This window comes from Streptomyces sp. NPDC058685, from assembly GCF_042714725.1.
In the GTDB taxonomy this organism is placed as follows: Bacteria; Actinomycetota; Actinomycetes; order Streptomycetales; family Streptomycetaceae; genus Streptomyces.
The window spans coordinates 23060-49095 of record NZ_JBHXSL010000030.1; the positions used below are offsets into that span (position 1 = coordinate 23060).

Genomic DNA, 26036 nt, shown 5'->3' on the forward strand with positions numbered 1-26036 from the left:
TCGAATTCTCTCGTCGGGGTTGTACGTGCTGCGGTGCGAAGAGTCGGGCCGCCAGGGGGATGCGGCGTACTCAACTCCCGTGCGGAACAGGGAGGTCGGACCAGGAGGTCGTCGACCAGGGGTGTCTCAGCTCGTCGAGCGAGGTGATCTCGTGCGGCTCGAGGGTGTCGATGTCCGGGGCTTCCGTATGCCGGGCGTAGGCGCTCTCGACGTAGCGGTGGCCCGTGTCGGCCGCGACGAAGACATAGGTGCGGGAAGCGTCCCGGGTGCGTTCCCAGCGAGTGGTCAGGTACGCGGCACCGGCCGAGAGGCCGGCGAAGATGCCGCTGCTCCGCAGGAGTTCGACAGCGCCGGAGAGTGCGCAGTCGAAGTTGACCCAGTGGATCCTGTCGTACAGCTCGTGCCGGACGTTCCGGAACGGGATGGCGCTGCCGATCCCGGCAATGATCATGTCCGGGTCCGACACCTGGTCCGAGCCGAAGGTGACGCTGCCGAACGGCTGTACGCCGACGAGTGACACGTCCCGGCCGGCCTCGCGCAGATACGTGGCGATGGCGCCGGTCGAGGCGCCCGAGCCCACACCGCCCACCAGGGCCAGCGGGCCGTCGGGGACCTCCCGGGCGATCGTGTCGGCGACATCGCGGTAGCCGAGGTAGTGGATGGAGTCGTGGTACTGCCGCATCCAGTGGTACGAGGGGTTCGCCTCCAGGATCTCGGCGATGCGCCGCACCCGCAGTTCCTGGTCGAGACGCAGGTTCGTCGACGGCCGGACCTGTTCCAGCGTGACGCCGAGGATCTCCAACTGCGTGCGGAGGGTGCGGTCCACCGTCGTGGATCCCACGATGTGGCACTTCATTCCGTAGCGGTGACAGGCCAGCGCAAGCGCCTGTGCGTAGATACCGCTGGAGCTGTCGACCAGCGTGTCACCGGGTTCGACGGCACCCGACTCCAGGAGATGGCGGACCGCCCCCAGGGCCGAGTAGATCTTCATCGTCTCGAACCGCAGACAGATCACGTCCGGCCGCAGGGAGATGAGATCGGGTTTCTTGATCGCTTCAGCTATGTGTGTGTGCATGCCCGTCTTCCTGTCAGCCGCCTCTGAGCCGAGGCCGCTTGAGCAGGTAGGTCTGAACGGTGTCGGTGTCCCCGTCGCCTGGTGACGACCGGATCGAGCCGAGAGCATCACACTAATTGAAAATGATTGTCAAGACCGATTGCGGCTCACGCCCCGGGCTTGCCCCGCAGCGCCGGACTCAGATAGAAACGATTATCACTTTCGTATGAGCGCCACCGAGGAGGAGTCCCGTGAAGCCGACCCAGGAGGCCGGGGTCCGACGATGTCCGCCACGTGCGCGACCGATGAGAGGGACGATCGGCAGTGGCGTGGGGACCGCCTTCGGGACCTTCGGCGAGCTGCTCCAGGGCGTGCTGCCGGAGAAGGACGGGGACTTCCTCGTCACCCTGCCCGTCGCGCGCTGGACGAGAGCCACCTTCCGCCCGGATCCGCGGATGAGCGAGGTGGTGGTCCGGCCCGCGCACAAGCAGAAGGCACTCCGGCTGGCACGCACCATCGTCGAGCGGGCTCCACTGCCGGCAAGCGGGGTGCCGACCGGCGGGGTACTGACCGTCACCAGCGTCATCCCGGAGGGCAAGGGGCTCGCCAGCTCATCGGCCGACCTGGTGGCGACCGCACGGGCCGTGGGGCAGGCGCTGGGCATCGCCATGCCCCCCGCGCGGATCGAGCGACTCCTGGCGCGCATCGAGCCCACCGACGGTGTGCTCTACCCGGGCATCGTCGCCTTCCACCACCGCAGCGTGCGCCTGCGCGCCGTCCTCGGCTCCCTGCCGGCCATGACCGTGGTGGGGATCGACGAGGGCGGAGCGGTCGACACGGTCGCCTTCAATCGCATTCCCAAGCCGTTCACGTCGGCGCAGCGGCACGACTACGCGCGCTTGCTGGACCGGCTCGCCGGCGCCATCCGCTCCCGCGACCTGACCGAGGTCGGCCGGGTCGCCACGCGCAGCGCCCTGATGAACCAAACCCTGCGGCACAAACGGTCGTTGGAGCGCATGCGGGAGATCTGCCGCGAGGTCGGCGGACTGGGCGTCGCCGTGGGCCACAGCGGCACGACGCTGGGCGTACTGCTGGACGCCGCGGACCCCGCGTGCCCGCATCGCGCCACCGCCGCGGCGCGGGCGTGCACGGAACTGGCAGGAGGCGTCTCGGTGTACCGGACTCTCAGCTTCCCGAACACCCTCCGCACGACAACGAGCCACACGCTTCCCGCGTGAACCCACATCCGTGAGGCCGTCGAGCGCACGGACCGCCACAGCCCTCGCCGTGCAGGACCTCCCGCGAGAAGCACCTGACCTGCGCCTTTCCGGTCAGGCACCATCCGCGCACCCCCGCACAGGGCGGGACCGCATCCCATCGCGCGCGGATCACCGCGGTCCGTTCTACGCTGTTTTCTGGACAACCCGGGCAGTCGACGACCGGTCCCGAACCGGCGGAAGCAGGCTCCCATGGCTGGGCGATTTCCCGGACGCGTTCCGGCCCCGGAAGGCTGACCGAGCCCTCCGCGCACCACGCGGAGGCCAAACCCCAGCCCATCCGACAGGAGAGGCGGCACGGCCATGGCGGACTTCGTCGGCGCGGTGGATCAGGGAACCACCAGCACCCGTTTCATGATCTTCGACCACGCCGGAAACGAAGTGGCGAAGCATCAACTGGAGCACGAGCAGATCCTTCCCCGATCGGGGTGGGTCGAGCACGACCCCGTCGAGATCTGGGAGCGCACCAACTCGGTGATCCAGAACGCCCTCCGGCACGGAAATCTGTCGCCGGCCGACCTGGCGGCGATCGGTATCACCAACCAGCGGGAGACGACCGTCGTCTGGGACCCGCGCAACGGCCGCCCCTACTACAACGCGATCGTCTGGCAGGACACCCGTACCGACTCCATCGCCGCCGCCCTGGAGCGCTCGGGCAAGGGTGACGTCATCCGCCGCAAGGCGGGTCTGCCGCCCGCGACGTACTTCTCCGGCGGCAAGATCCAGTGGATCCTGGAGAACGTCGACGGCGTCCGTGAAGCCGCGGATCAGGGCCACGCCATCTTCGGCAACACCGACGCCTGGGTGCTGTGGAACCTCACCGGCGGCCCCGACGGCGGCATCCACGCCACGGACGTGACCAACGCCAGCCGCACCATGCTGATGAACCTCGAGACGCTGGACTGGGACGACGAACTGCTGGGATTCTTCGACATCCCGCGGTCGATGCTGCCGAGCATCAAGCCGTCCTCCAGCGCGGATGCCTACGGCGAGACACGTACCTCGCGGCCCCTGCGTGAGGCCATCCCCATCGCGGGCGTGCTCGGCGACCAGCAGGCGGCGACCGTCGGCCAGGTCTGCTACTCGCCGGGTGAGGCCAAGAACACCTACGGCACCGGCAACTTCCTGGTGCTGAACACCGGTACGGAGCTGGTGCGTTCGGAGCACGGCCTGCTCACCACGGTGGCGTACCAGTTCGGCGACAGCCCTGCGGTCTACGCCCTGGAGGGCTCCATCGCGGTCACCGGTTCCGCGGTCCAGTGGCTGCGCGACCAGATGAAGATCGTCAAGACGGCCGCCGAGAGCGAGACACTGGCCCGCACGGTCGAGGACAACGGCGGGATGTACTTCGTCCCCGCCTTCTCCGGCCTGTTCGCCCCGTACTGGCGTTCCGACGCCCGCGGCGCGATCGTCGGCCTCGCCCGGTACAACGACAACGGGCATCTGGCGCGGGCGACGCTCGAAGCCATCTGCTACCAGAGCCGCGACGTGGTGGAAGCCATGGAGCAGGACTCCGGCGTCCACCTCGACGTGCTCAAGGTCGACGGCGGTGTGACCGCCAACGACCTGTGCATGCAGATCCAGGCCGATGTCCTCGGCGTACCGGTCAGCCGTCCGGTCGTCGCCGAGACCACCGCGCTCGGCGCCGCCTACGCGGCCGGCCTGGCCACCGGCTTCTGGCGCGACACCGACGAACTGCGCACCCACTGGCAGGAGTCGAAGCGCTGGGAGCCGCAGTGGTCCGAGGACCAGCGGGCGGAGGGCTACGCGGGCTGGAAGAAGGCCGTCGAGCGCACGCTCGACTGGGCCAAGGTCGAATAGACCGACACCCCTGGGCGGGTGCGCGTGCGCCACTGACGGCCTTCGGACGGGCCGTCAGTGGCGCTCGGGCACCCGCTCCAGCACGAAGACGGGGATCTCCCGGTCCGTCTTCTTCTGGTAATCCGCGTAGTCCGGGTACGCCTCGACCGCGCGGGCCCACCACACGGCCTTCTCCTCGCCGGTCACCTCACGAGCCGTCATGTCCTGGCGCACGGCGCCGTCCTGAAGCTCCACCCGGGGATCGGCCACCACGTTGTGGTACCAGACAGGGTGCTTCGGCGCCCCGCCCAGCGAGGCGACCACGGCGTACTCGCCCTCGTGCTCCACCCGCATCAGCGGGGACTTGCGGATCTTGCCGCTCTTGGCGCCGCGAGTGGTCAGGATGATGACCGGCATCCCTCGCAGCGTCGTGCCCTTGGAGCCCCCGGAGCTCTCGAAGAGCTCCACCTGGTCACGCACCCACTTCTCCGGGCTCGGCTCGTACTCACCCTCAAGAGGCATGGCATCCATCCCGTCGTCGGTCAAGGTCTGGTCTCTGGGCAGTTGTTCAACGCGCCGCGCGTCCGGGATCATCCCGGATGCGCGTGCGGCACGGGGTGTCCAAGGGGTCGGTCAGGGGACGATGGAGTCGACGTACCCGCCGTCGACCCTGACAGCCGCGCCGGTGGTCGCCGACGCCTGCGGGGAGCTGAGGTAGACGACCAGGTTGGCGATCTCCTCGGGCTCGATCAGCCGCCCCAGCAGGGACTGTGGACGGTGCAGCCGCATGAACTCGCGCTGCGCCTCGTCCCAGGGTCTGTCCCGGCCCACCAGCTCGTACACGAAGTCCTCCACACCCGGAGTGTGGGTGGGTCCCGCGATGACGGAGTTCACCGTGACACCGGCGCCCGACGCGTCCTTGGCGAAGCCGCGCGAGACGGCCAGCAGGGCCGTCTTGGACATGCCGTAGTGGATCATCTCGACCGGAACGACGAGCGCGGAGTCGCTGGCGATGTTCAGGACCCGGCCCCAGCCGCGCTCCTTCATCCCGGGCAGATAGGCGCGGATGAGGCGCACGGCGCTGAGGACGTTGGTCTCGAAGTACTCGCGCCACTGGTCGTCGGTGATGTCCAGGGCGTCGGTGGGGCCGAAGATGCCGAGGTTGTTGACGAGGATGTCGGCGTCGGGGACGGCCTCGCCCAGCAGCCCGGCGCCCTCCTCGGTGGTCAGGTCGCAGGTCACGGTCGCCACGTCGGCCGCCGGCACCGCCTCGATCAGGCTGCCCGCGGCCTGCCGCAGACGCTCTTCGCCCCGCCCGGTGAGAACGGTTCTCGCACCCGCCCGTGCGAGGCCCGTGGCGATGGCGAGTCCGATGCCCTGGGACGATCCGGTGACGACCGCCGTCCGGCTGCTCAGATCAATGTGCACGCGTCGCACGCTCTCATATCTCCGCGGAGCGGATCGGCTTCGCCACGCGCGGGAACCCGCGCCGGCCTCGTCCCCGGTGCACGGTACGAGGCCGACGCGGATTGCCGCGTGCGGAGACGTCAGATACGGCCACCGGTCGCACGGGTCACGGGGCCGAAACCGCGTCGTGCGGAACGCCGGCCGACCGCGAAGGCCGCCGCGCCCACCGCGACGGCGCTCGCGCCACCGCCCGCGACGAGCAGGGTGCGGGCCTTCATGAACAGCCAGGCCGTACCGGCTGCCGCGCCCACCGCCTTCGTCGCCGTACCGGCCGCACTGCCCACCGTCTTGGAGGCCGACCCCAGAGTCGTGGTGACCGACTTCCCGGCGCCCGCGAGGGCCGACGCCGTGGCGTTCCCCGCCTCGTTCGCACCTTCCGACGCGGCGTCCGCGGCCCGGGACGAAGCCTGCTTGGCCCGCCCGCCCGCAGCTCGCGCGGCATTGACGTGTTCGTTCTTCGACGCTGTGGCTACTCGCTTGTTCGATTCAGTCATGGGGCTCGGGTAACCCCGTATCGGCGCTGAAAACCGATGTCCGTCATCCGGCTGTCGTGCCCTGTACACCTTCCGGTCTGCCGCCGGTCCGGAGCGCACAGGAAGGGGGCGGACCGGTGCTCCGGTCCGCCCCCTTCCTGGCACTGACTCAGGTCAACGTCTGCGGCTGCGCGTCGACCAGCTGCTTCCTATCCCCGCCACCTGAAGACCCAGCAACATCAGGCCGATGAGCATGATGTTGGTGGCGGTGAACGTGTCGTTCGTCGAGATCTCCGCCGCGTTGATGAGGAACGCGATGAAGAACAGCACAGCTGCTGCGATGCCAAGCATGGAGGTTCTCCCCTCGAATCGGTGAGGACCGTGTGCCCCGCGCAGCGAGAAAGAGACCTGTTTCCCTTCAGGTGCGCCGCGGCGGCGAGACGACGAAGGAAAGGACCAGTGCGGCCGCCACCAGAGCCGTCGGCAAACCGACGGCCGCGGGCCGGGCCTGAGTGAGCATCAGCCCGCCCAGCGCCGCGCCCGCCATCAGGAAGACGACGAGGACCGCGTTGTCCCACTGGAGCCGGCCGGTGGTCATGAGGCTCGTCAGCGCACCCGTCAGAGCGCCGGTGAGATAGGTCGTCGACAGCCCGGGTGCCCCGGCGGCGCGCACGGCCCCGCCCTGCGCTCCCATCGCCACGGACATGACGGTGAGCAGGGCGAGCCTGCCGCCGCTGTGCGGGGCGCCGCTCCACAGCGCCCAGGCGACGGTCGCGCCGCACAGGACGACGGTCTCCACGAGCAGCGCGCAGCGGGCACCGGTCCACCGCGCACCGGAGCTGCGCACGGTGATACGGCTCCCGATGAGCACACCGCAGACGTAGCCCGCGATCGCCAGCAGCGAGTGGCCTGCCAGCGGAAGCTCCCAGCTTCCGACGGAGAGGCCGAGGAGGGCCAGGTTCGCCGTCATGACGCTGGTGAAGACGCCCCCGAGGGCGAGAAAGCTGATGGCGTCGACGGCGCCGGTCGCCAGGGTCAGGAGCAGCACCGGGGCCGAGGCGAACAGATGGTGCGGCTCCGTGAGCCACGGGTCCGTGTCATGTGCCATACGACGGCTCCCGGCTCGTCAGACGCGTGCGCGGTCCGCCGGAGGGCGGAGCAGATAGACGCCGGCGGATCCGGCGAGCAGCACCATGCAGCAGATGAAGACCAGGCCCGCGTCCTCCAGGCCGAGCGGTTCGGCGAGGACGCCGATGCCGATGACGGGAATCGAGATGCCCGTGTAGGCGACCACGAACAGCGAGGAGATGACCCCGGCCCGGTGCTCCTCGGGAGCCGCGCTCGCGACCGAGGCGACGGCGCCTCTGAATGCGAGCCCCTGGCCCGCTCCCCCGACCAGCGCGCTGAGGACCACGAGCGCCAGCAGGTCCGAGGCCAGGGCGCCGGCCAGCAGGGCGAGCCCGGCGATGAGAGTGAAACAGCCGACCGGCAGCGCCCGGGCCACACCGAGCCGCGGCACCAGCAACTGTCCGGCGGTGGAGGCGAAGAAGGCCAGGAAGACGATGAGCCCGACGACCGCGAGGTTCTCCACACCGAGGCTCTGAGCGAGGAACGCGGGGCTCACCGAGGTGAACACGCCGAGCAGCGAGAAGCCGACGAACGCGGCGAGGCCGGCCGGTACGAACACGGCGCGCACCCGGGGCGGCAGGCTGGGCCGCTCCGGTCGGGCGACACGCAGCGGCTTCGGCCCGCGCACGGTCTCGGGGAGGAACCAGAGAACCACGAACGACACGGCGACCAGGGCGAGATGGACGAGGAAGGGGAGCTTCAGGGGCCACGGCGCGTACTCGGCGAGCAGTCCCGCCAGCAGCGGACCGCAGCCCAGTCCGCCGATGTTGGCCGCGGTCGAGGCGAAGGCGGCTCTGCCCTCCTTGCCCGGCGGTGCGCATTCCATGACGAAGGCGGTCGCGGCACCGGTGAACAGACCGGCGGACAGCCCGGACAGGAACCGGCCGAGGAAGAGCAGGGGCAGTCCGCTCTCGCCCAGGAAGCACACCGCGCTGAGCGCGGCCAGGACGAGACCGCACAACAGGACGGGTCTGCGGCCGACGGTGTCGGAGATGTTGCCCGCGAGCAGGAGGACTCCGATGACGCCGAAGGCGTAGACGGCGAAGACGACCGTCACGATCAGCTCCGAGAAGCCGATCTCCTGCTGATAGAGGCCGTAGAGCGGGGTGGGGAGTGTGGTACCCGCCATGCACACCGCGAAGATCCCGGCGGCCCGGAGGTAGCCGCCGCGGCGCAGGTCCGGCTGCGTGTTCAGGCGATCACTCACAGGGTGAACGGTAGGGGGCGGTGAGCCGCGGGGCACGTCCGGGGCGGCCGTGCGCCTGACGGTGGCGGGGCGGGCGCGACGCCTCCGCCGGGTACGGCGGGTGCGGTTGCTGTATCCGGCGGAGCGGGCGCGGTGATGGGGTCCGGCAGAGCGGGCGCGGTGATGGGGTCCGGCAGAGCGGGCGCGGCTGTTGTGTCGAGGCCGTCGGCCGCGGCGGCTCTGTCAGGGATGGGTGCGGGCGCGGGCGATGAGGAGCGCCACGTCGTCGTGGTCCCCCGGCTGCCGCAGCGTCTGCAGCAGCACTTCGCAGGTGGCGTCCAGGGATCGTTCGGGCGCGCCGAGGAGCGACAGGAGGAGGTCGAGCCGGACGTCGATGGCCTCGTCCCGGGTCTCCACCAGACCATCCGTGTAGAGGACGAGCTCGTCACCCGGGCGCAGGTCGAAGGTGGTGGTGCGGTAGGGGAAGCCGCCGACGCCGAGCGGTACGCCGGTGGGCAGGTCGAGCAGTTCGGGCGCCCGGCCGGGACGGGCCAGAACCGGTGGCAGATGTCCGGCGGTGGAGATGAGGCACTGGGCCTGGTGGGGGTCGTAGACCGCGTACACGCAGGTGGTGATGGTCTGGCCCATCCGGTCGGTGATGCGGTCGAGGTGGCGCAGCACCTCGTCGGGTGCGAGGTCGAGTTCGGCCAGGGTGCGGGTGGCGGTACGGAGCTGGCCCATGGTGACGGCGGCATGGATACCGCTGCCCATCACATCGCCGACGACGAGCGCGGTCTTCTCGCCGCTCAGCGGGATGACGTCGAACCAGTCGCCGCCCACCTCGCTTGCGGCCTGCGCGGGCTCGTAGCGGTTGGCGATCTCCAGACCGGGCTGGTCCGACGGCTGCTGCGGCAGCAGGCTGCGCTGGAGGGTGAGCGCGGTGTTGCGCACCTGCCGGTGCCAGCGTGCGTTGTCGATGCAGACGGCGGCCCGCGCGGCCAGCTCCCCCGCGAGGAGTTCGTCGTCGGCGTTGAACGGTTCGGGGTTGCGGGTGCGCTTCAGGTCGAGGGCGCCGAGGACCTCACCGCGGGCGATCAGGGGCACGGCCATGTAGGAGTGCACACCCGCGGCGGCCAGCAGTTCGGCGGCTTCGGGACTGCGCGCGATCCGCCGCAGATCGTCCTCGTCCACATGGGACACGCGGACCGGGCGGCCCGTGTTCACGCAGTGGGTGACCAGCCGGTCGACCTCGTAGCGGGCGACCTCGCCGGGCTGGTCGGCGGCGCGTATGGCGTCGGTGGAGAAGGCCGCGGCCACGGCCAGCGCGCGGAAGGTCGCGGGGCCGTCGTGCACCACGCCCCCCGAGCGGCCGTTCAGGGCGCTGTCGAGCACGTCCACCGCCGCCACGTCGGCGAGATCGGGCACCGAGACCTCGGCGAGTTCCCGCGCGGTCCGGTCGAGGTCGAGGGTGGTGCCGATCCTCATGGAGGCATCGGCCACAAGAGTGAGGCGCCGGCGGGCAGCGGCCACCTCGCTGGTGGCCCGATGACGCTCGGTGACGTCCACGACGGACACGGCGAGTCCGAGCACACGCCCGTTCGAGGACTCCAGGCGGTAGAAGGAGACGGACCAGGCGTGCTGGTGTTCGGGATCGGCCGGGGTGTGTCCGACGGACTCGCGGTCGAGGATGGGGACACCCGTGGCGAGTACCTCGTGCATATCGGCCTCTATGGACACGGTGTCCAGGAACGGCAGGGCCTCCCGGACGTGCCGTCCCACATGCTCGTGGGCGGCGAGACCGTTGATGCGCTCCAGGGCCGGATTCACGGTGATGTACCGGAGCTCCGAGTCGACGACGGCGAGGCCGATCGGGGACTGGGCGATGAGCCGGGTCGACAGCGCGAGATCCCGCTCCACCTGCCGCAACGTGGACTGCTCGGTGGCCAGCCCCAGGGCGTAGAGGTGCTTGCGGTCGTCCTCCAGCCGCATGTTGCGGAATTCCACCAGCAGGGACGTGCCGTCCTTGTGGCGTACGGGAAAGACTCCCGCCCAGTTCCCCTCACCGCCCATGACCTCGGCAAACAGCCGTTGCACCAGCTCATGGTGCTGCTCGTGCACCATGACCCGGGCGGCGGGCCGCCCCAGGGCCTCCTCGGCGCTGTACCCGAAGAGCTTCTCCGCCTGCGGGCTCCACAGCGCGATCTTGCCCTCGGCGTCCAGCATGATGGCGGCGACGTTCAGGACATCCATCAGGCCGCCGGACTCGGACGTGATGCTCCCGGGACGCACAGCCCCCTCCACCGGGTCAGGGGAAGGCTCCGCAGCGCGCATCCCACGACCTCCGTCCGCCTGTCGTCACCTCTTGAGGCGCTCTGTACCCACTCCGGGCCTCGGCATCAGTGTGCCCCTCCAGGGACCCTCCCATCGTCCCTCCGGCCAGGCGGAGGCCGCATCCGGCGGGCGCTCCCCCGCCGGGCGGGAGAGGATCACCAACGATGCAGGCGCGGACCATCCTGCACCAGTGGTATGGCTGGATTCCACAGGTATGACAACCCTGGTTGCCGTCCGAAGGATCAGCCGGGCGTCCTGCAACGGGATTGCAACCTCTCCCGTGCTTCGCTCGGCTCATGACCGAGACCCCGCGCGTGGAGCTGACCCCGGCCGCCGCCGATCTGCTGCGGCGACTGCGGGGCATGCACGGACCGCTGATGTTTCACCAGTCGGGCGGCTGCTGCGACGGCAGCGCCCCCATGTGCTACCCGCAGGGAGAGTTCCGTACGGGGTCCTCCGACATCCTTCTCGCGGACCTCCGGGTGGAGGGCGTCGAGGAGGACATCTCGTTCTGGATCTCCAGGAGCCAGTACGAACGGTGGAGCCACACACGGCTCGTCGTCGATGTCGTCGAGGGCCGCGGCAGCGGATTCTCGCTGGAGGCCCCGGAGGGGGTGCGGTTCCTGATCCGGTCACATCTCGTCGGCGCCTGACCGCGCGGGTGCGCCGGCGGCTTCGGGGCCGGTTCAGGGCCGCAGACTGCTGACGACCTCGGCCGTGGCGGCGACGCCCTCGCTGATCGTCGGCGCCATGCTCGTGCCCGCGAGGAAGAAGCCGAGCAGGCAGCACACGATCGCGTGCGAGAGCTTGAGTCCGCCGTTGCGCAGAAAGATCACCGCGAGGACCACCAGAAGCAGTACGACCGAAATCGACACAGCCATCGTCAACCTCCTCCGCCGCGCCGGATCCGCGGCATTCGGCCGTCAGTCTGGCGCAGCGGAGGGCCCGTACGGCCGACTGGCGTGTCCGCCGTACGGGTGCAGTCTGCGGGAGCGTCCGGCTACCGGCCGCGCCTGCGCAGAAAGGTTTCGAGGCCCGCCAGATCGTCCGAGTTGAGGTGGTCGACGCCCGCGGCGAGCAGCTCGGACCAGACGGCGTCGCGGGCCGGGCCGGGCACATCGGGTGTGGCCCAGAAGCGGACGCGCTGACCACGGTCGTGGGCCGCCGAGACGAGCGAGTGCAGCGTGCCGCGTTCGGCCGCGGGGAAGGGGCCGATGCCCTGCCAGGTGAAACTCGATGTCCAGTTGCTGGAGATCAGCGGGATGAAGGAGGCGGGCGCGGCGGTGCCGAGGTCGTCGAGCCGGCCGTCGTAGAACGCGTACCGCTGCCGCTGGGCCTCCATGGGCACGCGCGCCGCGCGGTCCCCGGAGACGACCGGGGTGACGGCGCCCGGGCGGACCCGGCCGTGCGTGTAGGCGGTCAGCATCCGGCTGAAGCGCCGCAGTTGGCGGTCGAGTTCGAGGTAGCAGGCGACGCCGTCGGTCTTGATGTCGACCAGCAGCTGCACCGGCTTGTCGTAACCGCGGTACACCGAGCCGTGGTTGGCTCGCACGCGCGCCATCAGCGGGTCGAGGTAGAGCGAACGCAGAGTGCGGGTGGGGTCGAGCTCCTCCGGGGTGTGCGCGACGAGCAGTTCGCCGTTCACCAGGAAGATGTCGGCCTCCAGGCTGGTGAATCCATGCGACAGGGCATCGTGGAGCGGCCGTTCGTGCAGGTAGTCGTTGTGGGCGTGCGCCTGCCGCAGCGGCCGCGGGCGGTGCCGCCCACCGTGGTTCTCCGCCGCCTGCGCGGCGGCGGGTACGGCGACGGCGCCGGCCAGCGCGGCGGCGAGGGTCGTGACGGCTCTGCGACGGGTGGTCAGCACAGTGGTGCCTCCGGGCTCGTGGGGTCGGGAGGGACACCCGAGTATCAGCCCGGCCCGTCGCTGATCGGCAGTGCTGCACCAAGAGTTCGGCCATCCGTCACCTGGTGACCGTGCCGGGCGCACCGCCTGGCGCGGCTCAGTGGGTCCATGCCTCGGACCAGTGCACCGTCCGGTCGCACCAGCGCTCCAGCAGGGTCCGGTCGTGGCCGACGGCGAGGAGGCCGGCGCCCTGTTCACGGCGGTAGTGCTCGACGACCGCCACCAGCGCGGCCGTTGTCGAGGCGTCGAGCATGGCGGTCATCTCGTCGCAGATCAGCCAGCGCGGTTCGAGCACCAACGCCCGGGCGAGACACGCGCGTTGCAGCTGACCGTCACTGACCTCGTGCGGTCGCCGGCCCAGCAGTTCCCCGGTGAGTCCCACCCGGTCGGCCAGTTCCCGGGTCCGCCGGACGGCTTCGTCGCGTCTGCCGGTCGCCCGCAGCGGTTCGGCGATCAGGTCGCGCAGCGGCAGCCGGGGGTCGGCGGAGAGCCTCGGCTGCTGGAAGACCACGCCGATGGCGGTGCGCTGGGCCCGTGGGGCGGTGTGCCGCCAGCCGCGGGCGGCCTCGCCGTCGATGACCACGCGGCCGCTGCAGGGCCGGTGGAGCAGTGCGGCCACGCGGGCGAGGGTGGACTTGCCGCAACCGCTGGGGCCGAGGAGACCGACCGCCTCACCGGGCGCGAGGGTGAGCGAGGCGTCGCGTACGACGGGGCGGCCGCGGTCGTACCCGGCGGTGATCTCCTGCAGTTCAAACACGGGCGGGCTCCCGGTCGTCGGGGGCGTTCACGGGGTGGTGGCACGCGACTCCCCCGTCAGGAACGGGCTGTGTCCCGCAGCGTTCGCTCACGCGCTCGCAGCGCGGGGCGAAGGCGCACCCGGTCGGCAGGTCACCCAGCTCCGGCGGCAGCCCGGGGACGGGGACGAAGTCCCGTTCGGGGAGCGCGGCGAGCAGCCCTCGGGCGTAGGGGTGGCGGGGTCCGGGGCTGCCGAAGAAGGCGCCGGCGTCCGCGAGTTCGACGATCCTCCCGGCGTACATCACGGCGACCCGGTCGGCGATACGCTCCGCCGCCGCCAGATCGTGGGTGATCATCAGCAGGGCGCGCCCCTCGTCGGTGTGGCGGCGGAGTTCGTCGGCCGTGCGGTTCACCAGGTCGCGGTCGAGTCCGGTGGTCGGCTCGTCGGCGAGGAGCAGGGGCGCGTCGCCGACGAGAGCGAGCGCCGTCGCGGCCCGCTGGGCGAGGCCGCCGGACAGCTCGTGCGGGTAGCGGTCGAGGTGTCCGGCCGGAAAGGCGGCTCGCTCGGCCGCGGCGACGGCGGCCTTGCGCAGTTCGCCGCGCGGTGTGCCGGTGAGCGCGCGCACCGTCTCCGACACCTGTGCTCCGACGGTACGGACCGGGGTGAGATGGGCGGCCGGGCTCTGCGGGACGAGGCCGATCCTGCGCCCGCGCACCGTACGGGCGAGGGTCCGCTCGTCGGCACCGAGCAGTTCGACACCGTCGACGGTCGCGGTGCCGGCGGTCTGGGCGTTGCCCGGCAGCAGGCCGAGCAGGGCGGAGGCGAGCACGGACTTGCCGCAGCCGCTCTCGCCGACGAGGGCCAGGCACTCCCCCGCGGCGAGGTCGAAGGTCGCTCCGGTGACGGCCGCGATGTGCCGGCCGCCGCGCATCCGGAAGCGTACGGACAGGTCCCGTACGGACAGGACGGTCACAGCATCAGCTCCGATCGCCGGCGCGGGTTGATCCGCTCCCGCCAGGCGCCCGCGAGGCCCGCCACGGCGAGCGTCGGGACGATCAGGAACAGCCCGGGGAAGAGGGTGGGCCACCAGTCGCCGGCGAGGAGGGAACCGCGGGCGGACTGGACGAGGTTGCCGAGGCTCGCCTCGTGGGCCGGCAGTCCGAGCCCGAGGAAGGAGAGCGCGGATTCGTGCCACATGGCGTGCGGGACCATCAGGACGGCCGCGAGACCGGCCTGCGGCAGCACTCCCGGCAGCAAGTGCCGGGCGGTGACGCGCCATCGTGAGGCACCGCCGGAGATCGCCGCGTCGATGTACGGCCGGGAGCGCAGGGACAGCACTTCCGAACGGACGATACGGGCGGTGGACAGCCAGTGGGTGAGCGCGACGGACACGATCACCGGCCAGACCCCGGGGCGGAACATCGCCACGATGAAGATGCCGAGGAGCAGATGGGGCACGGACGCGAACGTGTCCACGAGCCGCATCACCAGCCGGTCGGTCCAGCCGCCGAAGGCCGCGGCGGCGGAGCCCACCAGGGTGCCGATCACGGTGGCGACCAGCGCCGCGACGACGCCCACGAGCAGCGAGATCCGCAGTCCGTAGACGCACCGCAGCAACAGGTCGCGGCCCACGTCGTCGGTGCCGAAGGGGTGGGCGAGCGACGGCGGTTGCAGCTTCATCGACAGATCGACCGCCTGCTCGTCGAGCTGCGCGATCGGCGGCACGACCAGCACCGCGAGGACGACCGCGGCCACCACGACGGCGGACACGGAGACCCGGACGGTGCGGGTGGAGCGCCGGGTGCGCCCGCGACTGCGCCACACTGCCTCAGCCATCGAAGCCCACTCTCGGGTCGGCGAGTCCGTACAGCACGTCGGACAGGAGGTTGCCGGCGAGCACGGCAGCGGTGGCGAGGACCGTGAGCGCGGCCAGCAGCGGGAAGTCGACCGAGGTCGCTGCCTGGACAGTGGCGGCGGCGATGCCGGGCCAGCTGAAGACCGTCTCCACGAGCAGCGCGCCCGTGATGAGTTCGGGCACGCGCGAGCCGATGAGGGTGAGCATCGGCAGCATGCCGGACCGCAGGGCGTGACCGAGCAGGACGGTCGGCTCGCCGAGTCCGCGGGCGCGGGCCCCGCGCACCGGGTCCTCGTCGAGCGCGTCGGCGACCCCTTGGCGTACGTACAGGAAGAACCACGGCAGTTGGGAGATGCCGAGGACGGCCGCGGGCAGGACCAGGTGCGAGGCGACCTGGCCGAAGGTGACGACGTCGCTGGCGGTGTCGGTGAGTCCGCCGGCCGGGAGGACGCCCAGTTCGAGAGCGAAGAACCAGATGGCGAGCAGTCCGAGCCAGAAGGCGGGTGCCGCTTCGAGGGTGTAGGCGGCCGAGCTGACGCAGCGGTCCAGCCAGCCGCCGCGGCGGCGGGCGGCCAGCACGCCCAGTGCCGTGCCGAGCAGGATGGCGACGGCGAACGCGGTGACGGCGAGGAGCGCCGACCAGCCGATCCGCTCGCCGACGACCTCGGCGACGGGCCTGCGCAGGACGCTGGAGTTCCCCAGGTCGCCCTGGAGCGCGGACATCAGCCAGTTCCACCAGCGGGTGACGAGGGGCTGGTCGACACCGAGATTGGCGCGGATCTGGTCCAGGTTCTCCTGGGTGGCGGTCAGTCCGGCGGTGCCGGTGTACGCCTTGACGGGGTCGAAGGGAGATGCGGCGGCGACGGCGAAGACACCGAAGGTCACGACCAGGAGCACGGGGGCGGCGAACAGTGCCCGCCGCCCCGCCATCCGCGCCATCGCCTCCCAGGGAAGGCGGCGGGTCACTGCTTCGGGGTCCAGTCCTCGACGTTCCACCAGGGGCCGGAGGCGAGCCCGTGGTCGTGCGGCTCGACCTGGGTGGTCAGTCCGTCCCAGCGGTCGGCGACGACGTAGAGGTGGTCGATGTGGGTGAGGAAGGTGTAGCCGGGGTTCTTCACCAGTTCGCGCTGAACGGTGTCGTAGGCCGCCTTGCGCACGGTCCTGTCGCCGCTCTTGCGGCCTTCGACCAGGGCCGCGTCGACGGCCGGGTTGTCGTAGCGGGCCATGTTGTTGAAGCCGTCGCCGCCGAACGAGGACGTCAGCAGCAGGTACTGGTCGAAGTCGGGGTCCGCCGGGGCTCCGCCGCCGGCGAGGACCGCGTCGTCCTTCATCCGCGGCTCGATGACCTCCCAGGTGCCGGCCTGCGTGGTGACGGCGATGCCGGCCTTCTTGGCGTCGGAGGCGTAGGCGAGGGCGTGTTCCTGGCGGAGTTTGTCACCGGCGAGGTACCAGAGCGGGAACGCGGCCCGCACGCCGTTCTTCTCGCGGATCCCGCTCTTGCCGGGCTTCCAGCCGGCGTCGTCGAGGATCTTCTTCGCCCGGGCCAGGTCGTATGGGCGCTCGGTGCCCTGGGTGAACCACTCGCTGCCGGTGGGGACGGGGCCGTAGGCGGGCTTGCCGGCACCCTCGAGGATCTTGTCGACCATGGTCTGCCGGTCGACGGCGACATCGAGCGCCCGACGGATCGCGGTGTCTCCGGCGACCTTGTTGTGGGTCGGCAGCGTGACGGTCCGGTAGTCGTACGTCGTGGCCGCGTAGGTCTTCTTCGCCCCGTCGCCCTTGAAGCCCTTGGCGAGGTTGGGCGGCAGGATCGCGCCGTCGAGGTCGCCCGCGCGCAGTCGCGTGGCGCGGACGTCGTCGTCCTTGATGATCGCCATGGTGAACTTCTTCACCTTCGGCTCGCCGCCCCAGTAGTGGGGGTTCGCCTTGAGGCTGATCTTCTCGCCCTTGGACCATCCGGTGAGGACGTACGGCCCGGTGCCGATCGGCTTGGTGGTGAACGGGCCGGTGTTGACGTCCTGTCCGGCCACGACGTGCTCGGGAACGATGGGCAGGACGGTGCGCTCGGCGAAGGGCGCGTAGGGGTACTTCAGCGTGAAGACCACGGTGTCCTCGCCGGTCGCCCTGACGTCCTTGATGGCGTCGAGCTCGGACTTGGAGGCGTTGTTGGTCTTCTTGTCCAGGATGGTGCGGTAGGTGAAGACGACGTCCTTGGCACCGAACGGCTTGCCGTCGCTGAACGTCACGCCCCGGCGCAGTTTGTAGGTGTACGTCAGCCGGTCCTCGCTGATTCTCGGCAGCGCGGCGGCGAGTGCGGGCTTGAGGTTCATCCCGCGGTCGAGGGCCAGCAGTCCGTCGAAGATCTTCGCGTTGCCGTCCTTGCCGTAACCCAGCAGCGGGCTGAGGCTCTCGGGCTCGTACGCGATGCCGACGACGGCGGACTCCCCGTCGCCGTTCTTGCCGGCCGCACCGCTGTCCGGGTTGGAGCAGGCCGCCGCGCCGACGGTCAGCGCGGCGGCCAGCGTCGCCGCGGCCAGCCCTCGTATCGATCGGGCGGACATGACCCACTCCCCTAATGAAGATCCACTGTTATTGCGAACGATGCGCAATTAAACAGCACGCCAAGGGGAGCGGACCACACAGGTCCGCAAGGCGGTGCGGGGACGGCCTAGGGAGCCTCGATGTCGACCAGTTCGGCCAGAGCGTCCTTGTGGCTGCCCGCGGTACCGAGGGCGATCGAGTCCGACTTGGCCCGCTTGAGGTAGAGATGGGCGGGGTGTTCCCAGGTCATTCCGATGCCCGCGTGCAGTTGGACGCACTCCTCGGCCGCGTGCACCGCGACCCGGGAGGTGTACGCCTGGGCGACGGCGACCGCGAGAGCCGCTTCCGGGCTGTCGGTGGCCAGGGCGTCGGCGGCGTTCCTGACCGCGGCGCGCGCCGAGACGACCTCCAGCCACAGCTGCGCCATACGGTGCTTGAGCGCCTGGAAGGAGCCGATCGGCCGGTTGAACTGATGGCGCTCGCGGGTGTGCCGGACGGTCTCCTCCAAGCACCACTCGGCGACGCCGAGCTGCTCGGAGGCCAACAACCCGGCCCCGGCGAGCAGTCCACGGCGGACCGCCGCCTCCGCGGCGTCGGAGTCCGCGAGCCGGGTGGCCGCCGCGGTACCGGAGACGGTCACGGCCGCGAGTGGCCGCGTCAGATCGAGCGGCGTCTGCGCCTCGACGCCCACTTCCCCGGCCTCGACCGCGTACAGGCCGTCGGAGCGCAGCACCAGGAACACATCGGCGGCCGCCGCGTCGGCGACACCCGAGACCCGGGACCCACCCGCGGCGAGCGGGCCGTACGGGGAGGCCGACAGCGGGACGGCGAGCACGGCCACGGTGCGGCCGGACGCCAGCGCGGCCAGCAGGTCGGCGACCTCCGGCGTTTCCGTGTCGAGCGCGAGAAGCACCTCGGTCGCGATGACCGAACTGGTCAGATACGGCGCGGGAGTCACCTGGCGGCCGAGTTCTTCGAGCACCACGGCCGCCTCACGGTGACTCGCGCCCTGGCCGCCCAGCTTCTCCGGAACGAGCAGCCCCGCGGCGCCCATGTCGGCGGCGAGCGCCTTCCAGAGGCCCGCGTCGTACGGCGTGCCGGCCTCGGCCCGCGTCAGCAGCGCCGCGGTGTCGGCGCGGTCGGTGAGCAGGGACCGGACGGCTGCCCTCAGGTCGTCCTCGGCCTCGGAGTAGAGCAGATCGGGCTGGGTGCTCCGCGTCGGCGCCTTCGTCATCGGGCGAGGTCCTTCCAGGCGATGTCCTTGTCGTTGCGCGGCTCGGACGGCAGCCCGAGTACGCGTTCGGCGACGATGTTCAGGAGCACCTCGCTGGTGCCGCCCTCGATCGAGTTGCCCTTGGAGCGCAGATAGCGGTAGCCGGCGTCACGGCCGGTGAAGTCGACCAGTTCGGGCCGGCGCATGGTCCAGTCGTCGTACAACAGGCCCTCTTCGCCGCGCAGTTCGACCTCCAGGCCGCTGATCTCCTGGTTGAGCCGGGCGAAGGCGAGTTTCATGCCGCTGCCCTCGGGGCCCGGCTGGCCTGCGACGAGCTGCTGGCGCAGCCGTTCGCCGGCGAGGCGGGCGACCTCCGCCTCGACCCACAGGGTCAGCAGACGCTGGTGCAGGTCGTGGGTGCGCAGTTCGGGACGCTCGCGCCAGGTCCGCGTGACGGGGCCGATCATGCCTCCCTCGCGGGGGATGCGGCTGCCGCCGATGGAGACGCGCTCGTTCATCAGGGTCGTCTGTGCGACCTTCCACCCCTCGCCCACCGCACCGAGGCGGTGGGCGTCGGGAATGCGCACATCGGAGAGGAAGACCTCGTTGAACTCCGCCTCGCCGGTGATCTGGCGCAGCGGACGTACCTCGACGCCGGGGTCGGTCATGTCGCAGATGAAGTAGGTGATGCCGCGGTGCTTGGGCAGATCGGGGTCGGTGCGGGCGATGAGGATGGCCCAGCGCGCCACATGGGCGCTGGAGGTCCACACCTTCTGTCCGCTCACCACCCAGTCGTCGCCGTCGCGCACGGCGCGGGTGCCGAGCGCCGCGAGGTCGGAGCCCGCGCCCGGCTCGCTGAAGAGCTGGCACCAGACCTCGTCGCCGACCCACAGCGGCCGCAGGAAGCGCTCCTTCACCTCCTCGGAGCCGTACGCGAGGATCGTCGGGGCGGCCATGCCGAGGCCGATGCCGATACGGCGCGGGTCGTTGTCCGGCGCGTCGGCGGCGTTCAGCACGGCGTCCACGACGGCCTGAAGAGAACGCGGCGCGTCGAGTCCGCCGAGGCCCTTCGGGTAGTGGACCCAGGCGAGGCCGGCGTCGAAGCGGGCCTTGAGGAAGGTGGTGCGGTCGGTGGTGGCCGGCGGATGTGCGGCCAGCAACTCCTCGGCACGAGTGCGCAGTTCAGCGGCGTCCGTCATCGGGCGGCTCCTTCCGGAATGACCACCAGACGACCGGTGGTGGTGCCGTCGGCCACGCGCTGGACCGCGTCGGCGGCGTCCTTCATCGCGACCCGTCCACTGATCAGCGGCTTGACGGCGCCATCGGCGGCGAGCCTGGTCAGTTCCTCGTGACAGGCGAGGATCGCGGCCGGGTCCTTCTGGTTGTACAGGCCCCAGTGCAGGCCCACGATCGAGTAGTTCTTGACCAGCGCGTGGTTGAGCGCGGGGCTCGGGATGGTGCCGCTCGCGAAACCGACGACAAGGATGCGGCCCTCGAAGGCGACGCACTTCGCGGACTTGGCGTACGCGTCACCACCGACCGGGTCGTAGATCACGTCGGCGCCCCGGCCACCGGTCGCCTCCTTGACGGCGGCGACGATGTCCTCGGTGCGGCGGTCGACGACGACGTCGCACCCGAGTTCCCGGGCCACGCGCGCCTTGTCCTCGCCGCCGACGACGCCGATCACCCGGGCGCCGGCGGCCTTGCCGAGCTGGACGGCGGCGCTGCCGACACCGCCCGCGGCCGCGTGCACGAGCAGGGTCTCGCCCGCCCGCAGCGCGGCCCGGCGGTGCAGCCCGAACCAGCCGGTCTGGTAACCGATGTGCAGGGCGGCGGCTTCGGCGTCGTCGAGCGCCTCGGGGGCGGGCAGCACGGCAGCGGCGTCGGCCACCACGTAGTCCGCGAGTCCGCCGTCCGGCAGGGCGGGGTTGGCTATGACCCGGCGGCCGTCCTCGGTCTCGCCGCAGATCTCCACGCCCGGCGTGAAGGGCAGCGGCGGACGCACCTGGTACTGGCCGCGGCACAGCAGCGCGTCGGGGAAGTTGATGTTCGCGGCGCGGACCTTCAGCAGGAGCTGCCCGTCGCCCGGCGTGGGCCGGTCCACCTCTTCGAGCCGCATCACCTCGCTCGGCTCGCCGTTCCGGTGCACTCGCCATGCCTGCATTTCCGGGCCTCCACAAACCGTAGGCAGTACTGCGCTCCGGTCGCATACTAAGCGGTCGCTTGTCGCTCGGGAAGCCCCCTTCCGGCCGCGCGGGCCCAAGCCCACCGCGGACTCCGGCCCCGTCCGGCCGGGAGCGTCGGCCCTCCTTCCGCCGGGGGGCTTCAGCTCTGCTTCGGCCTCGCCCGGACGTGCATACGCTCGCCCTGCGGCCCGAACAGGCTCAGGAACTCCACACTCTCCCCGCCGGCAGGCCCGAACCAGTGCGGGACTCGGGTGTCGAACTCCGCTGCCTCGCCGGCTCCGAGCACCACGTCGTGCTCGCCGAGCACCAGCCGGAGCTTCCCGGACAGGACGTACAGCCACTCGTAGCCCTCGTGCGTCCGGGGGTCGGGCTGCTGAGTGCCCGGCTCCTGCACGACCTTGTACGCCTGGAGCCCGCCCGGCTGGCGGGTGAGCGGCAGCATGGTCCTGCCGTGCCGCACGATCGGCTTCGCCCGCACCCTCGGATCCCCGACGGGCGGGGCGCCGACGAGCTCGTCGAGGGGCACCTGGTGCGCACGGGCGATGGGCAGCAGCAGCTCCAGGCTGGGCTTGCGCTGACCGGATTCCAGCCGGGAGAGGGTGCTGACAGAGATCCCGGTCACCTCGGAGAGGGCGCCGAGGGTGGCCCCACGGTCGCGGCGGATACTGCGGAGACGGGGACCCACCTCGTCGAGGACGGAATCGAGCGCTGGTTCGTCGTTCATGGCACCATTGCAGAAACAGCAAGGCTCTTTGTCAATCCCGAAGCCTCCGGGCCTCCGGCGCGGCCATCGCCGCGATCAAAGATCAGTGCAAGCCCATGGACGATTCGGCCGCCACCGGATACTCATGCCCTCATGACAGATCGTCTCGGCATTCCCGCACCTCCGCCCCTCGGCGCCGCCGCCCTGCCCGAAGGGACGTTCGAGGGCAGGAGTGTGATCGTCACCGGAGGCGGCTCGGGCCTCGGGAAGGCGATCGCGACGGAGTTCGCCCGGCTCGGCGCGGATCTCATGATCGTGGGCCGCAAGGCCGACCGGCTCAAGGCCGCACAGGACGAGCTCACCGGGCTCGGCGGCCGCGTCGCCGCCGCCCTGTGCGACATACGCGAACCGGACCGCATAGCCGAGGTCATCGATGCCGCCGAGGCCGCTTTCGGCCTGCCGGGCGTGCTCGTCAACAACGCGGCGGGCAACTTCCCCGTGCCCGCCGAGGAGCTGTCCGCCAACGGCTGGCGTGCGGTCGTGGACATCACCCTCAGCGGGACCTGGTTCATGACGCAGGAGTTCGGCCGCCGGCATCTCGCCGCCGGCACACCGGCGTCCATCATCAATCTCGGCGCGTCGTACGCCTGGACGGGCGGGCCCGGGTTCGTGCACTCCGCGGCGGCCAAGGCGGGCGTGCAGAACATGGTCGAGACCCTGGCCGTCGAATGGGGGCCGTACGGAATCCAGATCAACGCCCTGGTGCCGGGGCTGGTGCCGCACGACGACATGAGCGCCGATCTGCGGGGCGGCCTCGACCGGGCGGAGGACAAGGACGTCCGGCAGCCCGCGCTGCGGGTGGGGCAGCCGAGGGAGATCGGGTGGGCGGCGACGTTCCTCGCCTCCCCCTACGCCCAGTTGATCACCGGGCACACCCTGGTCGTGGACGGCGCCAACTGGCAGCGAAGGGCGCTGGTGAACGAGCCGGTGGTGACCGTGCGCGAGCAGTTGGGACGGGGCCCGTTCGCCGGCTGACCCACAGCCCGCCGCTCGCGTCGCGGCGGGCTCGGGCGCCCGCACCCCGTGGCGCGCGCGTTCACCGGCCCTCGAAGTCCGGGAGCCGGCGCGCCGCCTTGGCCGTGTAGCCTTCGCGACAGTCCTCCGAGGTGAGAGTGAGCGCCGCGCCGCGCGCCGAACGGTCGAGCGCCTCCGCGAGAGAGGCGTCCGCGAACGCGTCGATGTCGCGCTTGACGGCCCGCACCGCGAGCGGCGCGTTCCGGGCGATCTCCGCGGCCAGTTCCTGCGCGGCAGAAGCCAGTTCGGTGACCGGGGTGACCAGTTGGACCAGCCCCAGACGGGCGGCCGTCGCCGCGTCGACACGCCGGCCGGTCAGCGCCAGGTACTTGGCCCACCCCGCGCCCGCCTCGCGCGCGATCCGCAGATCACCGCCCGCGTCCACCGCCACCCCCAACTGCGCCTCGGGCAGGGCGAAGAGGGCGTCGTCCGCGGCGACACGGATGTCCGCCATCAACGCGAGCTCGAAACCGAAGCCGAGGCAGTACCCCTGCACCGCGGCGACCACCGGCTGGGGCAGTCCGGCGAAGGCCGCGAAGCGCTCGTGCGCCCAGCGGATGCCCTCGTAGTAGCGCTGAGCGCGCTCCGCCGCGGACGCGCCGGTGATCCCGCCGCCGGGGGCGGTGACGTCGATGCCCGCGCAGAAGGCGCGGCCCTCGGCCCGCAGCAGCACGGCTCTGACGGTGTCGTCGAAGCGGATCCGGTCGGCCATCAGACCCAGTTGACGGGTGGACTCCCAGCTCCAGCCGTTCAGCGTGGCGGGGCGGCACAGGGTGAGGACGCCCACGCCGTCGGCGATGTCGAGGCGGATGCGCTCCTCACCCTCGGCGATCTCCCGGTCCAGTGTGTCGATCATCGCCACCCCTTCTGACGCACCATCAGAAATCAGGGCAGCGTACCTCCGCCGTCAGCGTCCGAACAGCTCGAAGGCGACCGCCGGTCGGCCACAGAACCGCGCACCGACGGCTTCCGCGCTGCCGACGAGGAAGGTACGGCAGTACTCCTCGGGATCCTCGTCGGTCAGGACTTCGATGTAGCTGCGGTGCTCCAGGAGTGAGCGGACCGAGCGTTCGAGGCCCGCGGTCGCGTCGACCGCGTGCGTCGGCGTGGTGGAGCCCGCGACCGCCACCCAGCGGACGCCGTTCCAGGGCTGGAGGCCCTGCTCGGAGATGAGCTCGGGGAAGATCCAGCGGTTGCCGGCGTCCCCGGCCGCGTCCAGCGTCGCCCGGCCCACCGCACGGTGGTCGGGGGTGTTCCAGGCGACACCGCCCCAGGTGTCGCGGTGGTTGAGAGTGATGACCAGTTCGGGGCGGTGACGCCGGATCGCCGCCGCGATGTCCCGGCGCAGGGAGACGCCGTACTCGATCACGCCGTCCTGGTGGTCCAGGAACTCCACCGTGGACACCCCCACGACGGCCGCGCTCGCCCGCTGCTCCCGCTCACGCAGCGGGGCGCACTCGGCGGGCGCGATGGTGTCGATGCCCGCCTCGCCCCGGGTGGCGAGGAGATAGGAGACCTCGCGCCCGCCGTCGGTCCAGCCGGCGATCGCCGCGGCACAGCCGTACTCCAGGTCGTCGGGGTGCGCGACGACGGCCAGTGCTCTCCGCCAGTCGTCGGGCATCGGTTCCAGCTGGTCCGTCACGGGAGCGCTCATGGCCGCAGGATACGTCGCTGACCTGGCGTCAGCACGGCCCGGAGAGCTGTGCGGACGGCACCCCCGCCTCGGAGAACTGTGCGGGGCCGAGCGCCGCGGCGGACCGCGCGGGGCGCGGGCACACCCCGCGCGCCCGGCCGGTCAGAGCTCTCCGCGGGCCAGGCCGAGCAGCCGGTCCAGGACCCGTGAGCCGCCCGCCCGCACCCCGTCGTGCTCGTACTCGTCCGTGACCCAGGTGCGCAGCCCGCGGACGGTACGCGCGGTCCGCAGCGAGTGCTCGGTGTCCACGTACATGTCGTCGTGGTAGACGGCCGCGGCGACCGGCACCTGGTTGGCGGCCAGGCGCGTGGCGTCGTACAGCGGTTCCCAGTCGGTGCGGGCCGCCAGCGCGTCGGCGCATTCGCGCAGGGGCCGCAGGGCCGGATCCACCTCGAAGTGCCAGGGGTGGACCGACTCCCCGGTGAACAGCAGCGGACCGTCGCCCGCGAGGGCCGTCGCCGCGTCGAACTGCGGGAACTCGGCGCGCACCCGCTCGGCCGCCCAGTCCGTCGCCCGCTCGCCCTGGGCGTAGATCGCCTCGTGCAGGACCGCGTAGAGCGGATGCGCCGCGAAGGACAGAGCGGCGAGGACCGCCTCCTGGAAGGCGTCCGAGAGTTCGTGCCGGCGGCCCACCCGGACGAAGGCGCTCTCCAGCAGATAGTGCAGATGGTGGCTGCCGTCCCCGGACCCGAGAAGGATGCCCAGCGACTGGAAGGCCTCGGTGGTGAGCGTGTAGCCCCCGGGCAGGGTGGTCGGGTGCTCGGCGAGGTGGGCGGCGATCCGGCGTGCCCGCCGGACGTCCTGCGGGTAGCGCGCGTAGTGGGCCTCGACCTTGCGCTGGATGCGCGGGTACGCGGCGCGGTAGACGTCGTCCGCGGAGGCGTCCAGCGAGGGCAGTCCGCCGGTGACGAGTACGGCGCTCAGCCCGTGGGGCGCGGTGGAGAGATAGTGCGTGGCGCAGAAACCGCCGAAGCTCTGGCCCAGCACGGTCCAGGGGGCGCCGCCGGTGAGGCGGTGTCTGACGACCTCGCAGTCGCGCACGATGCTGTCCGCCCGGAAGCGGGCGAGGTGCTCGGCCTGGGCCTCGGGGCCGCCGCGCTCCACCAGCGTCTGCCGGTTCTGCGGCCCGGAGCGGCCCGTGCCGCGCTGGTCGAGGAGAAGGACGCGGTAGTCCTGCACCGCGCGGCCGAGCCAGGCCTGCCTGCCGACGAAACGGCGGGCGCCGAAGCCGGGACCGCCCTCCAGATACACCAGCCACGGCAGCTCGTCCCCGGCCCGCGATCCGGCGACGACCTCGCGGCCGAACAGTTCGAGCTGCTCGCCGCCCGGATCGCGGTGGTCGAGAGGGACGGCGAAATGCCGGTCGGTGAGGACGACTCCCGGCTGGCGGTATGTGCTCACTGGTGCTCCTGTTCT

At 71.3% G+C, this 26036-nt stretch carries 26 protein-coding genes; 4 read left to right on the forward strand and 22 right to left on the reverse strand.

All coding sequences use genetic code 11. The features are described from left to right. Positions 1-70 precede the first annotated feature (70 nt). The gene (locus ACFWU3_RS22940) at positions 71-1075 is read right to left on the reverse strand and encodes a pyridoxal-phosphate dependent enzyme (RefSeq protein WP_384440567.1); all 1005 of its coding nucleotides are present in this window, start codon (positions 1073-1075) and stop codon (positions 71-73) included. Positions 1076-1359: 284 nt separating this feature from the next. Between ACFWU3_RS22940 and ACFWU3_RS22945 the strand changes: the two genes are divergently transcribed. Together ACFWU3_RS22945 and glpK are read left to right on the forward strand one after the other, a co-directional pair. After that, on the forward strand, positions 1360-2292 hold the full coding sequence (locus ACFWU3_RS22945; protein WP_384440569.1) for a kinase: 933 nt from the start codon (positions 1360-1362) through the stop codon (positions 2290-2292). Positions 2293-2634: 342 nt separating this feature from the next. Further along, positions 2635-4152 (forward strand): glycerol kinase GlpK, encoded by a 1518-nt coding sequence (gene glpK, locus ACFWU3_RS22950; protein WP_384440572.1) that lies wholly within the window; start codon positions 2635-2637, stop codon positions 4150-4152. Between the two features lie 54 nt (positions 4153-4206). On the opposite strand, the gene ACFWU3_RS22955 is transcribed toward glpK, so the two are convergent. The 7 genes from ACFWU3_RS22955 to ACFWU3_RS22985 all read right to left on the reverse strand — a co-directional run bounded on the left by ACFWU3_RS22955 (position 4207) and on the right by ACFWU3_RS22985 (position 10716). After that, positions 4207-4653 (reverse strand): nitroreductase family deazaflavin-dependent oxidoreductase, encoded by a 447-nt coding sequence (locus tag ACFWU3_RS22955; RefSeq protein ID WP_384440575.1) that lies wholly within the window; start codon positions 4651-4653, stop codon positions 4207-4209. Between the two features lie 111 nt (positions 4654-4764). Further along, complete coding sequence (locus ACFWU3_RS22960) at positions 4765-5559, reverse strand: SDR family NAD(P)-dependent oxidoreductase (protein ID WP_384440579.1); 795 nt, start codon at positions 5557-5559, stop codon at positions 4765-4767. A 119-nt stretch (positions 5560-5678) separates the two neighbouring features. Further along, a complete protein-coding gene (locus ACFWU3_RS22965; protein WP_384440582.1) occupies positions 5679-6092 on the reverse strand; it encodes a hypothetical protein in 414 nt (137 codons plus the stop codon). Positions 6093-6245: 153 nt separating this feature from the next. Continuing rightward, entirely contained in the window at positions 6246-6422 is a 177-nt protein-coding gene (locus tag ACFWU3_RS22970; protein WP_313942684.1) for a hypothetical protein, read from the reverse strand. A gap of 67 nt (positions 6423-6489) precedes the next feature. Beyond that, positions 6490-7179 carry a YoaK family protein gene (locus ACFWU3_RS22975; RefSeq protein WP_384440585.1) on the reverse strand — a complete coding sequence of 230 codons (690 nt, stop codon included), beginning with the start codon at positions 7177-7179 and terminating at the stop codon, positions 6490-6492. An 18-nt stretch (positions 7180-7197) separates the two neighbouring features. Further along, positions 7198-8376: an MFS transporter gene (locus ACFWU3_RS22980; RefSeq protein ID WP_384440765.1), complete on the reverse strand. Its 1179-nt coding sequence runs from the start codon at positions 8374-8376 to the stop codon at positions 7198-7200. A 252-nt stretch (positions 8377-8628) separates the two neighbouring features. After that, on the reverse strand, positions 8629-10716 hold the full coding sequence (locus ACFWU3_RS22985) for a SpoIIE family protein phosphatase (RefSeq protein WP_384440588.1): 2088 nt from the start codon (positions 10714-10716) through the stop codon (positions 8629-8631). 296 nt (positions 10717-11012) lie between these two features. Here ACFWU3_RS22985 and ACFWU3_RS22990 point away from each other — a divergent pair, with 296 nt between their 5' ends. After that, positions 11013-11369, forward strand: coding sequence for a DUF779 domain-containing protein (locus ACFWU3_RS22990; protein ID WP_384440591.1), 357 nt, complete (start codon positions 11013-11015; stop codon positions 11367-11369). Positions 11370-11402: 33 nt separating this feature from the next. Here ACFWU3_RS22990 and ACFWU3_RS22995 read toward each other — a convergent pair whose 3' ends face one another. From ACFWU3_RS22995 to ACFWU3_RS23045, 11 genes are all read right to left on the reverse strand, one after another. Further along, positions 11403-11597: a hypothetical protein gene (locus ACFWU3_RS22995; RefSeq protein ID WP_313942687.1), complete on the reverse strand. Its 195-nt coding sequence runs from the start codon at positions 11595-11597 to the stop codon at positions 11403-11405. A gap of 119 nt (positions 11598-11716) precedes the next feature. Continuing rightward, positions 11717-12580, reverse strand: coding sequence for a phosphatidylinositol-specific phospholipase C/glycerophosphodiester phosphodiesterase family protein (locus ACFWU3_RS23000; RefSeq protein WP_384440594.1), 864 nt, complete (start codon positions 12578-12580; stop codon positions 11717-11719). A 136-nt stretch (positions 12581-12716) separates the two neighbouring features. Beyond that, positions 12717-13376: an ABC transporter ATP-binding protein gene (locus ACFWU3_RS23005; RefSeq protein WP_384440597.1), complete on the reverse strand. Its 660-nt coding sequence runs from the start codon at positions 13374-13376 to the stop codon at positions 12717-12719. Beyond that, positions 13369-14286 carry an ABC transporter ATP-binding protein gene (locus tag ACFWU3_RS23010; protein WP_384440768.1) on the reverse strand — a complete coding sequence of 306 codons (918 nt, stop codon included), beginning with the start codon at positions 14284-14286 and terminating at the stop codon, positions 13369-13371. The genes ACFWU3_RS23005 and ACFWU3_RS23010 overlap by 8 nt, the downstream gene beginning before the upstream one ends. A 38-nt stretch (positions 14287-14324) precedes the next feature. Then, entirely contained in the window at positions 14325-15191 is an 867-nt protein-coding gene (locus tag ACFWU3_RS23015; protein ID WP_384440601.1) for an ABC transporter permease, read from the reverse strand. Next, the gene (locus ACFWU3_RS23020; protein WP_352208580.1) at positions 15184-16149 is read right to left on the reverse strand and encodes an ABC transporter permease; all 966 of its coding nucleotides are present in this window, start codon (positions 16147-16149) and stop codon (positions 15184-15186) included. The genes ACFWU3_RS23015 and ACFWU3_RS23020 overlap by 8 nt, the downstream gene beginning before the upstream one ends. A gap of 23 nt (positions 16150-16172) precedes the next feature. Continuing rightward, positions 16173-17771 carry an ABC transporter substrate-binding protein gene (locus tag ACFWU3_RS23025; protein WP_384440604.1) on the reverse strand — a complete coding sequence of 533 codons (1599 nt, stop codon included), beginning with the start codon at positions 17769-17771 and terminating at the stop codon, positions 16173-16175. Between the two features lie 107 nt (positions 17772-17878). Continuing rightward, on the reverse strand, positions 17879-18985 hold the full coding sequence (locus tag ACFWU3_RS23030; RefSeq protein ID WP_384440607.1) for an acyl-CoA dehydrogenase family protein: 1107 nt from the start codon (positions 18983-18985) through the stop codon (positions 17879-17881). Continuing rightward, on the reverse strand, positions 18982-20163 hold the full coding sequence (locus ACFWU3_RS23035) for an acyl-CoA dehydrogenase family protein (protein WP_384440610.1): 1182 nt from the start codon (positions 20161-20163) through the stop codon (positions 18982-18984). Before ACFWU3_RS23035 ends, ACFWU3_RS23030 begins: the two co-directional genes overlap by 4 nt. Further along, positions 20160-21128 carry an NADPH:quinone oxidoreductase family protein gene (locus tag ACFWU3_RS23040; protein ID WP_384440613.1) on the reverse strand — a complete coding sequence of 323 codons (969 nt, stop codon included), beginning with the start codon at positions 21126-21128 and terminating at the stop codon, positions 20160-20162. The genes ACFWU3_RS23035 and ACFWU3_RS23040 overlap by 4 nt, the downstream gene beginning before the upstream one ends. Positions 21129-21289: 161 nt before the next feature. Next, on the reverse strand, positions 21290-21874 hold the full coding sequence (locus ACFWU3_RS23045; RefSeq protein ID WP_384440616.1) for a helix-turn-helix domain-containing protein: 585 nt from the start codon (positions 21872-21874) through the stop codon (positions 21290-21292). 132 nt (positions 21875-22006) lie between these two features. Between ACFWU3_RS23045 and ACFWU3_RS23050 the strand changes: the two genes are divergently transcribed. Next, on the forward strand, positions 22007-22888 hold the full coding sequence (locus ACFWU3_RS23050; RefSeq protein ID WP_384440619.1) for an SDR family oxidoreductase: 882 nt from the start codon (positions 22007-22009) through the stop codon (positions 22886-22888). Between the two features lie 61 nt (positions 22889-22949). On the opposite strand, the gene ACFWU3_RS23055 is transcribed toward ACFWU3_RS23050, so the two are convergent. From ACFWU3_RS23055 to ACFWU3_RS23065, 3 genes are all read right to left on the reverse strand, one after another. Then, positions 22950-23783 carry an enoyl-CoA hydratase/isomerase family protein gene (locus tag ACFWU3_RS23055; protein WP_384440622.1) on the reverse strand — a complete coding sequence of 278 codons (834 nt, stop codon included), beginning with the start codon at positions 23781-23783 and terminating at the stop codon, positions 22950-22952. 51 nt (positions 23784-23834) lie between these two features. Continuing rightward, a complete protein-coding gene (locus ACFWU3_RS23060) occupies positions 23835-24581 on the reverse strand; it encodes a PIG-L deacetylase family protein (protein WP_384440625.1) in 747 nt (248 codons plus the stop codon). Positions 24582-24722: 141 nt separating this feature from the next. Continuing rightward, positions 24723-26021, reverse strand: a complete 1299-nt coding sequence (locus tag ACFWU3_RS23065; protein WP_384440627.1) for an alpha/beta fold hydrolase — start codon at positions 26019-26021, stop codon at positions 24723-24725. Between the last annotated feature and the right edge of the window lie 15 nt (positions 26022-26036).